Annotated in this window: 13 protein-coding genes; 8 read left to right on the plus strand and 5 right to left on the minus strand. The window is 62.6% G+C overall.

Going from position 1 to position 12,349, the window contains the following annotated elements; all coding sequences use genetic code 11:
* Positions 1-8: 8 nt before the first annotated feature.
* Positions 9-1,319, plus strand: coding sequence for a family 1 glycosylhydrolase (locus tag ACOJSI_RS16315; RefSeq protein ID WP_420139361.1), 1,311 nt, complete (start codon positions 9-11; stop codon positions 1,317-1,319).
* 158 nt (positions 1,320-1,477) lie between these two features.
* Here ACOJSI_RS16315 and ACOJSI_RS16320 read toward each other — a convergent pair whose 3' ends face one another.
* Positions 1,478-3,106 carry a family 1 glycosylhydrolase gene (locus tag ACOJSI_RS16320; protein WP_420139362.1) on the minus strand — a complete coding sequence of 543 codons (1,629 nt, stop codon included), beginning with the start codon at positions 3,104-3,106 and terminating at the stop codon, positions 1,478-1,480.
* A 189-nt stretch (positions 3,107-3,295) separates the two neighbouring features.
* Between ACOJSI_RS16320 and glf the strand changes: the two genes are divergently transcribed.
* The 4 genes from glf to ACOJSI_RS16340 all read left to right on the plus strand — a co-directional run bounded on the left by glf (position 3,296) and on the right by ACOJSI_RS16340 (position 7,743).
* Positions 3,296-5,671, plus strand: coding sequence for a UDP-galactopyranose mutase (glf, locus tag ACOJSI_RS16325; protein WP_420139363.1), 2,376 nt, complete (start codon positions 3,296-3,298; stop codon positions 5,669-5,671).
* A gap of 40 nt (positions 5,672-5,711) precedes the next feature.
* A complete protein-coding gene (locus ACOJSI_RS16330) occupies positions 5,712-6,158 on the plus strand; it encodes a hypothetical protein (protein ID WP_420139364.1) in 447 nt (148 codons plus the stop codon).
* A gap of 698 nt (positions 6,159-6,856) precedes the next feature.
* On the plus strand, positions 6,857-7,333 hold the full coding sequence (locus tag ACOJSI_RS16335) for a hypothetical protein (protein ID WP_420139365.1): 477 nt from the start codon (positions 6,857-6,859) through the stop codon (positions 7,331-7,333).
* A 167-nt stretch (positions 7,334-7,500) separates the two neighbouring features.
* Positions 7,501-7,743, plus strand: coding sequence for a hypothetical protein (locus ACOJSI_RS16340; protein ID WP_420139366.1), 243 nt, complete (start codon positions 7,501-7,503; stop codon positions 7,741-7,743).
* Positions 7,744-7,980: 237 nt separating this feature from the next.
* Here ACOJSI_RS16340 and ACOJSI_RS16345 read toward each other — a convergent pair whose 3' ends face one another.
* From ACOJSI_RS16345 to ACOJSI_RS16355, 3 genes are read right to left on the minus strand one after another with little or no spacing between them, the layout of a single operon-like run.
* A complete protein-coding gene (locus tag ACOJSI_RS16345) occupies positions 7,981-8,580 on the minus strand; it encodes a LolA family protein (protein WP_420139367.1) in 600 nt (199 codons plus the stop codon).
* Positions 8,581-8,620: 40 nt separating this feature from the next.
* Positions 8,621-8,959 carry a hypothetical protein gene (locus ACOJSI_RS16350; protein WP_420139368.1) on the minus strand — a complete coding sequence of 113 codons (339 nt, stop codon included), beginning with the start codon at positions 8,957-8,959 and terminating at the stop codon, positions 8,621-8,623.
* Positions 8,956-10,275, minus strand: coding sequence for a replication-associated recombination protein A (locus tag ACOJSI_RS16355; protein WP_420139375.1), 1,320 nt, complete (start codon positions 10,273-10,275; stop codon positions 8,956-8,958). The genes ACOJSI_RS16350 and ACOJSI_RS16355 overlap by 4 nt, the downstream gene beginning before the upstream one ends.
* A gap of 103 nt (positions 10,276-10,378) precedes the next feature.
* Here ACOJSI_RS16355 and ACOJSI_RS16360 point away from each other — a divergent pair, with 103 nt between their 5' ends.
* Together ACOJSI_RS16360 and ACOJSI_RS16365 are read left to right on the plus strand one after the other, a co-directional pair.
* The gene (locus ACOJSI_RS16360) at positions 10,379-10,957 is read left to right on the plus strand and encodes a PadR family transcriptional regulator (RefSeq protein ID WP_420139369.1); all 579 of its coding nucleotides are present in this window, start codon (positions 10,379-10,381) and stop codon (positions 10,955-10,957) included.
* Between the two features lie 83 nt (positions 10,958-11,040).
* Positions 11,041-11,367, plus strand: coding sequence for a DUF2218 domain-containing protein (locus ACOJSI_RS16365; protein ID WP_420139370.1), 327 nt, complete (start codon positions 11,041-11,043; stop codon positions 11,365-11,367).
* 13 nt (positions 11,368-11,380) lie between these two features.
* On the opposite strand, the gene ACOJSI_RS16370 is transcribed toward ACOJSI_RS16365, so the two are convergent.
* Complete coding sequence (locus ACOJSI_RS16370) at positions 11,381-12,004, minus strand: YbhB/YbcL family Raf kinase inhibitor-like protein (RefSeq protein WP_420139371.1); 624 nt, start codon at positions 12,002-12,004, stop codon at positions 11,381-11,383.
* Between the two features lie 84 nt (positions 12,005-12,088).
* On the opposite strand from ACOJSI_RS16370, the gene ACOJSI_RS16375 reads away from it, so the two are divergent.
* A partial coding sequence (locus ACOJSI_RS16375; protein WP_420139372.1) for a hypothetical protein occupies positions 12,089-12,349 on the plus strand: 261 nt, incomplete at its 3' end.

Genomic DNA, 12,349 nt, shown 5'->3' on the forward strand with positions numbered 1-12,349 from the left:
ATCCGCCAATGGCCAATTTCATGTTCGCGACGGGAATCGAAAACAGCATCCCGACCATCCATGGCGGACGGGTCCGCGTCGATCAGATGGAGGTGTGCGGCCATTACCGGCGTTGGCGCGAGGATTTCGATCTCGTCCAGGATCTCGGCATCCATTATCTCCGCTTCGGCCCGCCTTTGCACAAGGCCTTTCTCGGCCCTCGTCACTATGATTGGGAGTTCGCCGATCTGACGCTCGGCGATCTCAAGGCACGCGACATCACACCGATCGTGGATCTATGCCATTTCGGCGTGCCCGACTGGATCGGCAATTTCCAGAACCCGGATTTCCCCGCGCTGTTCGCGGATTATGCCGCCGCGTTCGCCGAACGCTATCACTGGATCCAGCTCTACACGCCGGTGAACGAGATGTTCGTCTGCGCGGTCTTCTCCGCCCAATATGGCTGGTGGAACGAGCAGCTTTCCAGCGATCAGGCCTTCGTCACCGCCCTCAAGCATATCGTGAAGGCCAATGTGCTGGCGATGCAGGCTATCCTCAAGCGCCGCCCGGACGCCATCTTCATCCAGAGCGAATCGTCTGAATATTTCCATGCCGACAGCCCTGCCGCGATTGGCCCGGCCGAGATCATGAACGCCAAGCGCTTCCTCAGCCTGGATCTCAATTACGGCATTCGGGTCGACAGTCAGATGTACGAATATCTGCTGGATAACGGCATGACGCGGGAGGAATATCACTTCTTCCTCAACAACCGCCTCAAGCAGCACTGCATCCTCGGCAACGATTATTACTGCACAAACGAGCATCGCGTGCATCAGGACGGACGCACCTGGGCGTCGGGCGAAGTATTCGGCTATAGCGAGATCACCCGCCAATATTATGGCCGCTACGGCCTGCCGGTGATGCACACCGAAACCAATTTCCGTCAGGGCCCCAACGGGGACGAGGCGGTCAACTGGCTGTGGAAGGAATGGGCCAATGTGCTGCGGCTACGCAATGTCGGCATCCCGACCGTCGGCTTCACCTGGTATTCGCTGACCGATCAGGTCGATTGGGACAGCGCGCTGCGCGAACAGAATGGCAATGTGAACCCGCTTGGCCTGTACGATCTTGATCGCAACATCCGCCCGGTCGGCAAGGCCTATAAACAGCTGATCCAGGACTGGCGCGACGTCCTGCCCGCGCAGAGCGTCTGCCTGACGGTTCCGGTCGTCCCACCCTCCCACGCCGGCCGCATCGACGCCCGCGAACAGGAACAACGCGCAAGTGCCAGACTGCGCGATGGGCAAGCCGTACCTCCAGTACAGGAGATCGGGCGGTAAAGGTTATTGGCGCCTGGCAAATTCCCGCTGGCTCTGCGATCGCGCCACTCACGATGAGTCGACCGATCTAGGGTTCATCCATGCGCATACCGCATCCTAATTTCGTCCCGACCAGCCACTGAACAACGCAGGCCTGGCGAGGCCGACTCCAGCGCACATCAAGCGGCCATGGAATGGATCGTTGCACTGGCGTCGATCAGCCGGTCGAGGAGGTCGTCAACAGACGTATCGGAGAGAGCGTTTACGATGGGGATGGACCGGCTGGCGCAGGCGCGCGCCAGTTTCGGCCCTACATCATCCTTGGTCACAATTGCCCATGGACGGTCGGCCAGCACCGCTTCGATCTCGGCAGGGCCGTCCTGCGCCGCCATATCGATCACCCGAAACGCCATTCCGCGCATTGTGCAGGCCGTGACCAGCGATCCAACATCGCCCCCGATAATCAACAGTGGCGGCTTACCCGCTCCGCCCGCCGCTGCCGAACTGGCACGATCGCGCATCGGCGCCGGCCGCGGCACCGCGGGATGCACCAGCCGGATCGATCGGCGCCACCAGCCCGCATCATCCGACACCGGATGTCGATCTCGCTGCCCGCCCAGGGATTGCAGCAGATCGACCATGGCGGTGGGCTCAGGCGAACCGCTGCTGACGTCATAGACGCCCGGCTCATATGTGCCGGGCCGGGTCAGCAGCGTGTTCCAGCCTTGGCTGCCCAGCAGGGCCCAGCTCGTCACCGCTCGAACCTCCACGCCCGCGTCGCGCAGCAGGTTCGCCGTCTGCCAGGCTTCCGCCATCCAGCGCATCTGTTCATCGCGTGTGCTGCCATTGTGCACTTCGGTTACCGCGAGCGGGATGTTGTAGCGCGCCCATGCTTCCTGCAGCGCGCCGCGCAAGCCTGGCGGCGACGGATCCAGCACGCGCACTGCTTCGGTATCGGCAAAGCTCCGATGCCCATTGCTGCCGTGCAGGTGGCGGGGATAACGTTGCAGCCGGTGATCCAGAAAACGGTCGCTGGTCAGATAATGGTTCACGCCAATCACGTCCGGCGGGCTCGGTCGATCGGCGATGCGGCGCAGCCGGTCTTCCAGGCCGAAGCCGCACAGGCGCGCCCACAAGCAATGGCCGGGAACGACCTTTCCGCACAGCAGGTCCCAGCCCATCCAGCGGCGCACATTATCGAACGCCGCCTGTTCGCGCATCGCCGCGGTGGCGTACGTGCGGCCAAGATCGTCCGTCTGGATCAGCCGCGCCGCCGGGTTGACCTTACGCACCTCTGCCATGGCCAGCGCGACGCCTTCGATCTGATTAAGCAGCGCCCGCCAGAAGCTTTGCTCGTCACGCGCGTGCGGATACCAGAAGCCGTATAACGCGGAAAATCGCGCCGTGGTCAGCGGCTCGTTGACCGGCGTCCAATCTTCGATCCAGGGATAGCGCTCGGCTGTCATCCGCGCGAAATGGGCCAGACCCGGCGCAAAGCCGTCATCCAGCAAATGCGTATAGTTCGGGCCGCTGCCGTGATGAACGAGCCCGGCGATCGGGCGGATGCCCAGCGCCTGCAGCCGCGTCATCCGCGCATCCGACCATGCCCAATCAGCTACGTCCGGATGGTCCGGCGCCACGCGCTCCCACAGGATGGGATAGCGCAAGGCGCTGATCCCCAGGGCGGCGAACAGGTCCAGATCCTCGATCCGATCGTGATGGCCGGTTGCACGCAGTTGGTCGCCGAATTGAGCGCCTATGCGGTTTACCGTGCATTCCGGTCCGCCCCAAAGTTCGAGCTTGCCCACCGATGGTCTCCTCGATCCTTCTCATCGGCCCAACGGGACAGGCGACCCAAAGTTGCTAAATTTCTACTCACTTCTGAAACTGATATGGATCAATAAACCTATGTTTTAATTAGATTTTTTATAGCAATGAAAGGAACTGGCTCGCCCGGGCACCGTTAGGTTTGTTCATTTGTCAGCAAGGTGTCCCTCGTGATCCAGCCCGCTCTCCGCCCCGCTCTCGCCACTCGCGACCAGGGGGGAATTGATGCTGGCGTCACCACGCTGATCTGCTTCAGCCACCTGCGATGGGATTTCGTGTTCCAGCGTCCGCAGCACCTGATGACCCGCTTCGCCCAGCGCAATCGCGTCATCTTCTGGCAGGAGCCGTACTACGTTCCTGACCTTGCCGAAGCCCGTCTGGATGTGCGCGAGAGCCCGGAAAATGTCGTGGTGGTCACGCCCGAACTCCGCGCCGGCGGCGACCCGACGGACGACAGCGCCACGCTCCGCACCTTGCTCGATGCCCTGATGACAGGCGTCGAAGGCCCACTCGTCCGCTGGTATTATACCCCGATGATGCTGCCTTTTTCGCAGCATGTGCCAGCTGACTGCGTCGTTTATGACTGCATGGACGAGCTTGCCAACTTCAAGGGCGCGCCGCCCGAGCTGCTGCCGCTCGAACAGAAGCTGCTAGCGGACGCGGATCTCGTCTTCACCGGCGGCTACAGCCTGTACGAGGCGAAGCGCGATCGCCACCCAAGCATCCATCCCTTCCCCTCAAGCGTCGACGTCAGCCACTTTGCCCAGGCCCGCACGATGCAATCTGATCCGGCCGATATGGCTGGTCTGCCCCATCCGCGCCTCGGCTTTTACGGCGTCGTCGACGAGCGCATGGACCTCGATTTGCTGGCAGCGGTCGCGGACGCGCGTCCCGAATGGTCGCTCGCGATCGTTGGCCCCGTGGTGAAGATCAGTGAGAATGACCTGCCGCGCCGGCCGAACCTTCATTATTTCGGCGGCAAATCCTATGGTGAACTACCCGCATATCTGGGCAGCTGGGATGTCGCCCTGATGCCGTTCGCGATTAACGAGGCGACGCGATTCATCAGCCCGACCAAGACGCCGGAATATCTCGCCGGCGGCCTGCCGGTCGTATCCACCCCCGTCACCGACGTCGTGCGCCATTATGGCGAGATGGACGCGGTTTCGATTGCTTCGACGCCCGACCAATTCGTCGCAGCCTGCGATGCGGCGCTGGCGCTGCGCGCGTCTGGCGATGCCTGGCGCGGCGATGTCGATACATGCCTTTCGCAAATGTCGTGGGACCGCACCTTCGGGCAGATGGCCGATCTGATCGACGATGCGATCATGCGCGCAGGCCATGTTCAGCCGATTGTGTCCCCCACGGTCTGGCCGGCCGAACGCGCCAAGGCCTATGATGTCATGGTGGTTGGCGCGGGCTTTGCGGGCGCGGTCATGGCGGAACGGCTGGCGGCCGGGTCTAACAAGAAGGTGCTGGTCGTCGATCGCCGCCCGCATGTCGCCGGAAACGCCTTCGACCTGCTCAACGACGATGGCGTGTTGATCCACCAATACGGGCCGCACATCTTCCATACCAACAGCCAGGATATCGTCGACTATCTGTCGCACTTCACCGCTTGGCGCCCCTACGAACATCGCGTGCTGGCGAGCGTGGACGACATGCTCGTGCCGATCCCGATCAACCGCACGACGCTCAACATGCTCTACGGGCTCAGCCTCACGACCGATGCCGAAGCCGCGGCCTTCCTGTCGTCGCGCGCCGAGCCGGTCGATATCGTGAAGACCTCCGCCGACGTGGTGGTCTCCGCCGTCGGCCAGGAACTGTATGAGAAGTTCTTCCGCGGCTATACGCGCAAACAATGGGGCATGGATCCGTCCGAGCTCGACAAGGCCGTGACCGCGCGTGTGCCGACCCGCACCAACACCGACGATCGCTACTTCGGCGACAGCTTCCAGGCGATGCCGCGCGACGGCTACACCGCGATGTTTGAGCGCATGCTCGATCATCCCAACATCGATCTGCTGCTGGGCGTCGATTATGCGGAGGCGCGGGCAGCCTATCCGCACGACCATCTCGTCTTCACCGGGCCGATCGACGAATATTTCGGCTATCGCTTCGGGAAATTGCCGTACCGCTCGCTGCAGTTCCGCCACGAGACGCTGGATCAGGAATGGCTGCAGCCGGTCGCCGTCATCAACTACCCGGCGGAGAACGTTCCTTACACGCGCATCACCGAATATAAGCACCTCACCGGGCAGAACGCGCCCAAGACCAGCATCACCTACGAATATCCGGCGGCGGAAGGCGATCCTTACTATCCTATTCCCCGACCGGAGAACCAGGCGCTGTTCAAACGCTATGAGGCACTGGCGATCGCGCAAGCCGACGTCACCTTCGTCGGACGATTGGCGACGTACCGATATTATAATATGGATCAAGTTGTGGGGCAGGCGTTGGCGACGTATCGGCGCTTTCTCGCAAACGAGCGGAGCCTTGCGGGTGCGGCGCGCGAAGTGCGCCTTTCCGGCCGGGTTGCCGCCTAAACAAGGAAAGGGGCCCACGTTGGGCTTGGGGGGAATGTCGATGATGGATGGTCCGGCCGGCCTGCGCGCGGGGCGTGTGTTGCTGCTGGCGCCGCCAGGCAGCTTCAGCGCGGCATATATCAAGCGGTCTCTGCAATTTTACGGTGTGCCGGTCTTCACGCCGACGGGCGATCCAATCGCTGCCTTTGCAGAGCTTGATGCGGAGGAATGGAAGACGATCACGGCATGCGTCGTGGTCGATCTCGGTCGCGCGCTGTTCGCGGACGTGACGCCGCAGCAGCCGAACGTGCCTTTCCTGTTCGTTGGCCTGGAGCCGGGCTATTGGTTTCCCGGCCCCTATTCGTGGTTGGCGCCCCCGTTCGCTTCGCACCAGGTTGTCGATGCCCTGACGACGATGATGGCGACAATCGGCTCGACCGTGAACGCCATGATGGACTTGGCCGTGCAGCCCCCAGCCAAGCCCTCCGCGACCAAACGAAATGCATGACGGTACGCGGGTGTAGAGCCGGGTCAGGGGCACCGACACGCGTGCTGAGCCTCACTCAATGCGTTTTGCTCCCTGCGATGTGGCACCTTGCCGAAGCGCCGTGCGCCTGTATAGCTCCTGATGTCACAGGCCCAATCGACCTTAGCGCGGGAACGCTAACCGGCGCGATTGGTTATCAACTTTCTGGAAGATAGACGGCTGATATCGGCCACCTCCGGTTTGACAGCGGAGCACCTCGCGATGAGCAGCGCGCCTTTTCCGTTTCTCCCTGATGCTGCGGCCTACGCAGCTGGTGATTTCAGGCGAGCGCTGGTCCGCGTGGTGGACGCCGTGCCGGAAACACGCGGCCTAGGAGTTGTGCTCATCGAGTGGGACCGCTTGCACCGCTTGCGCATGCCCGATCCGGGGGAAGCGACCGTAATATTCGAATTACGTGAGCGCCCACGCGGAATCCCCTTTATTGAACAGCCCCCGCAACCTGTGTGGACCGGGCAAATGGCGGCCCACTCACCCGCTCTGCCCCCCACCCGCGCCCGCGCCCGACTCAAGCACAGCGCACTTCCGCTAGTTCGCCCGCTACCGAGTGGGCGAACCTTGGGCTGAATTGTGGTGGAGCGGTACTCGCTTGGATTGGCGTCGCGGGGCTCAGTTCGTTATCGCTCGTAACTGGCGGCGTCAGCGGCATAGGCGCAGTCCTAATGTACGGCGGCGCGATTGCCTCGACCGGCCAATGCATGGTTTCGGTGGTCAGGACGGCAAACGTAGAGCGCGGCCGGGTCGACATAAACCAGCGATGGGACAACAGCCCCATCTACTATTGGACGATGCTCGCGGCCGACGGGGTAGGATTATTAGGAGCGGGTGGCGCGCTGGTGGAGTTGAAGACAACAAATGCAGTGCTACGCGAGGCCGGTTTTTCTTTCCGGCAGGCCGCGCGCAGCGAGACAATTAGTCGGCCGATGCGGCGTCGTCTTACCACGTTGCTCGACCTCCATGGTGCGAAACGGGTCTCCGGTGCGGTAATCAACCGCGTGGTAAGGCAAAAATTGCTCGACGGTGCGGCAGGCGCGCTGGGAATGTTCGCGAGCGCGTACTCGGGAGTTCTAAACGAAGCCTATGGCCAGGCACGGGACTTGGTCGTGTGGATAAGCGAAGAGACGAGGGGCCGGGAATGAGGCAGCGTGACAATGCCTACTGGCAGCAATTGAGACAAGACCGTCGATCCAACGCCGCGGCAGTACTTGCTGCGCTGGCGTGTCTCACGGCGACAGTCTCCCTAATCTCCATTGCAGTCGCAGGCACACATTATCAGTCGCGCGCTAATCCCCTTTACTGGATCTTGATGGCGCCGATGGTCTGGTGGGTCAGCGGTCTTTCACGCTTTGAAGCACGATCTGTCCGGCTCTGGCGGCTCGCTCTGGTAATCGCATCGATTGCCAGCGTCGCGGCTGCCGCGGTCGCGATGCATCGGGCGGGAACCTGGACTGGACAGACGATCGCCTGCGCCGTGACGCTTGTCGCCGCAATTGCCAGCCTGCTGAGCTATCGCGGTAGTCTCGTGGATCGCGAAGGGCCGGCGCGCTGAGAACTGTTCAAAAGAGAAGCAACCGTCTGGACGCCGTCCCTTGGCAGTCCCCGGTCTAAGACGAATTAATAAAATGAAGGGCCCCCGCTCCGGGGGCTGGAGCGAGGGCCGACCTGGCGTTCGTCACGCAGGTGGGGTGCGAACATCGTCCGGGCAACAGGGGGGAATCCCGGATACGGCATCGCAACCGCACAGCCCTTCTAGGCCAGTCTTCCTGTCGCGAAACTGAATGGAAGGTCAGTGACCCCTGTTTTTTGGTCGAGGGTCGCTCCAGAGGAACGTTTTATCGCTAACCGGGCCGCCGAACTGCTGATTCGACAAGACGGTCGTGGTGCGATTCCCTTGTGCATCGAGCACCTGCCAACCGGCGAGCATCAGCCCGCCGGGAGCACCACGCTTCGCTGCGAAGCCGATCGTGATCGTGCCGAATTCGGGATGTTTAGGATCCTTGCCTTCGATCACGATCCGCCCGTCCGGCGCGCCGGGAACAAGATGCGCATAGCGGGCGATGTCCTTGGATGGATCGAGCAACAGGGCGAGCGGCGAATCACCCACCTTCCAGCGCGAAACCTGGCTCACCTTGTAATCGATAAAGGTGAAGGCCTTGCCGTCACTGACGATCAGCAGCGGCACGCCCTTTTGATATTGGAAGCGGATCTTGCCCGGCTGCTTCAACGTGACCGTCCCGGTTACCGTCCGGCCGGTGCGATCCGTTTGCGCAAAGTCCGCGGTCATGGTGGTTACCGCACGCAGATGCGCCTGAACCTGGGCAAGGCCGCCGGTGGCAGCGGAAGCTGGCGCGGCGATCAACGCCGCAGCAATGGCGAAACGATACATGATGTCTTCCTGATAACGCCGCGTTGAACTCGGGCTGAATTTAGCTTCTTCGTGGCTTTGGCTTCGGCCGCGTCACCGTCCAATCGCGCGACGCTTCGATCTGATCCAGTACAAGTTGCGGATTGGCCGAATTGTAGCGGACGAGCAGCGCGGTGTAGCCCGCATAATGCGGCGTCTGCCAAAAGGTGTCGGGGTCGATCTGCTTTAGCAGTTCGATCTTGTCGCGATCCAGATGCAGGCAGAAGCTGCCGGGATCATCACTGCGGGACAGGATCGGCCGATCATTGGCCTTTACCGCAGGCCCGCCATAATAGGTCGTGAGAATAGTGTCGGGCAGCGACAGGGCGTGCGCGACGACCGACTCCCAGCTCAGGCTCACCCCTGCCGTTCCTCGCGCAGCTTCTGCCAATAAGCCAGACGTTCGGAAATCTTGGCTTCGAAGCCACGCGGCGTTGGCGTGTAGAAAGTCTGGCGATTCATCTCTTCAGGCCAGTAATTGTCGCCCGAAAAGGCCTCGTCTCGATCATGATCGTAGGCATAGCCCTTGCCATAGCCGATCGTCTTCATCAATTTTGTCGGCGCGTTGAGGATATTCTTGGGCGGCATCAGCGAGCCCGTTTCCTTGGCCGAACGTGTCGCCGCCTTATAGGCCATATAGCCGGCGTTGGACTTGGGTGCGGTCGCCAGGTAGATCAGCGCGTTCGCGATCGCGAGTTCGCCCTCGGGAGAACCGAGGAAGTCGTAACTGTCCTTCGCCGCCAAGCATTGCACCAGCGCCTGGGGGTCTGCCAGCCCGATATCCTCGCTCGCCATCCGCACCATCCGCCGCAGCAGGTAAAGCGGCTCCTCTCCCGCCACCAACATCCGCGCGAGATAATAAAGTGCCGCCTGCGGATCGGAGCCGCGCACGGCTTTGTGCAAGGCGGAAATGAGGTTGTAATGCCCCTCGCGGTCCTTGTCATAGACCGCCACGCGCCTATGCAGCAGCGCGGCAAGTCCCGCAGGGTCGAGCGGTGTAGGCAAATCGATCGAAAAAAGCGTCTCTGCCTGATTAAGCAGAAAGCGCCCGTCCCCATCCGCGCTCGCGATCAGCGCCGCGCGCGCGTCGGCGTTGAGCGGCAATTCCCTGCCCTCCACCGCCTCGGCGCGGGCGAGCAATTTTTCCAAGGCAGCCGCATCCAGCCGGTTGAGGATCAACACCTGGGCTCGCGACAGCAACGCGGCGTTCAGCTCGAACGACGGATTTTCGGTCGTCGCGCCCACCAGCACAACGGTGCCATCCTCGACATAAGGTAGGAAGCCATCCTGCTGCGCGCGATTGAAGCGGTGAATCTCATCAACAAACAGCAACGTTCGCTGCCCCGCCCGCGCATATTCGCGCGCCTCCGCGAAAGTCTTCTTCAGCTCCGCGACGCCAGAAAATACGGCAGAGATGCCGACGAACCGTAAGCCGACCGCGTCCGCAAGCAGCCTCGCCGTACTGGTCTTACCCGTTCCCGGCGGCCCCCACAGGATCATCGACGACAATCGTCCGGCCGTCACCATGCGCCCGATCGCACCTTCGTGACCGGTCAAATGCTCCTGCCCGATCACCTCGCCGAGCGCGCGGGGGCGGATACGGTCCGCCAGCGGCGCGGTGGCGGCAGGTTCCACCGGAACATCAAAAGGCGAAGCAGCGGCAAAGAGGTCGGCCATGCCGCCAATATAAGGAACGCGCATAGCCATCGCCACGCCATCGGAAGTCCTCTTGAAATATTTTACGATATATCTTAGATACGATTCGATGATACAGGAGTTTATGAAAATGCGATTTGGACATGGTTACGGCCATTGGCTTGGCGGCGGCTTCGGCCCCGGCGGACGCGAACATCGTGGCCGCGGCTGGGGTCATCATGAACGGGGCGGCGGACGCCGCCGCGTGTTCGACGGCGGCGAGCTGCGCCTGGTGCTTCTCTCGCTGCTCGAAGCTCAGCCCCGCCACGGCTATGATCTCATCCGGGAGATTGAGGAGCGCACCGGCGGGAGCTACGCGCCCAGCCCGGGCGTCGTTTACCCGACGCTCACCATGCTCGACGAAATGGGTCATATCGACGAGGTGAAGGAAGAAGGCGCCCGCAAGCGCTTTGTCATCACCGACGCCGGGCGAGACCACCTCGCCGAAAAACGCGAGGAGGTTGATGCCTTGCTCGAACGCCTGTCCCGCATGGGCCAGGAGGAGGGCCGCACCGGCGCGGCGCCGATCAAGCGCGCGATGATGGGGCTCAGCATGGCGCTGCGCGATACGCTGGGGGCCGGCCGCGGACGCGAGGATCTGGTCCACGACGTTGCGGCCATCCTCGACGAGGCGGCACGTAAGATCGAGCGGCTCGAAAAGTGACGCGTCTATCGGCGTTGCGGCAGCGGCTGGGCATCACGCCCGCCGCTGCCGGGCGCGAATTTTATCCTCGAAAGGCGGCTGACATGACCGAGCTTTTCACGACCCAATCCACCGTTCCGACCGAGCATGGCAGCCGCTATCTCCAGCAATTGTGCAAACATTGGACGCACAATCTGGCTGTTGAATTCACCCCGGAACATGGCACGATCGTCTTTCCCAAGGACGTGCGCGGCGCCGATCATCCGGGCGACGCGCGCGTCACGTTCGACGCGCGGGACACCGTGCTGGAGGTTCGCATCGATGCGACCTCACCGGAGCAGCGCGACGGGCTGAAGGATGTCGTCGCCCGTCACCTCGATCGCTTCGCCTTCCGGGAGGCACCGCTGTCCTTCGCGTGGCGCGACCGCTGAACCTTCCGTCTGGCTAGGCGGTTGCCAGGCCGGACGCGGCGCCGTCTGTGGTCGCAGCCTCGCCGCGAGAATAGGTCCCGACCAGCAGACCCGCCGCGACTATATTGTCCTTGAGCGCTTTCACCAGCGCGTCCCGCCCGGGATTGGCCCCCAGCGCCGGCGTGTCGCGCAGTGCGAAGAGCTGGAAGACATAATCGTGATTGCCATGGCCGGTCGGTGGATCGGGTGGCAGCCACCCTTCGCCGAGATAGCTGTTGCGGCCGACATCGCGCCCGTCCGCGGCGCCTGTTCCGTCGCGGACGATCGCCCCTTCGGCCAGCCGGTTCTCGCCCGTGGGGATATTCCACACCACGGCATGGACCAGCGGATAGGGCGCGGGAGCGTCCGGATCCTCGACAATCAGCGCCAGGCTGGTGGCGCCTTCCGGTGGATCACGCCAGACCAGCGGCGGCGAGACACCTTCCCCGTCGGCCGTGAAGCGTTCGGGCAGCCGTGCGCCGTTGGCGAAGGCTGGGCTCGACAGCTCAAGGCTGGACGAGCCGACGTCGAGATCGGGATTGACGATGGTCAACTTCGCGTGACCGGCGCGCATATTGTGCATCAACGCGCCGAGCCAGAATGGAACATGTTCGAGCATCGCAGCCCTCCTTCGGACGTGTAACGATTGCGCCGGCTGCCGGCTCCGAACTTTTACCTTCGCCATTTATCGGCCTAATGGGGCGTGGCTTCCTTCCCCAGATTGATCGGGCACGCACGACAGCGCCCCGTAACGGCCACGTTGCTGGTCCTGTTGATGCTGCTGGTGATCGGCATCGCCGCCTTGTGGTTCGCGCGGTTTCAGCTGGCCACGCGGTTCGTCGACAATAATCTACGCGCCGCGCATGTTCCCGCCTCCTACCGATTTACCAAAGTGGGGCCGTTTCAGGAGCGGATGGAGGATGTTCGGATCGGCGATCCGGCAGCCCCGGACCTCATCGCGCGT

Origin of the sequence: Sphingomonas sp. (genome assembly GCF_048595155.1) — a bacterium.
GTDB lineage: Bacteria > Pseudomonadota > Alphaproteobacteria > Sphingomonadales > Sphingomonadaceae > Sphingomonas_I.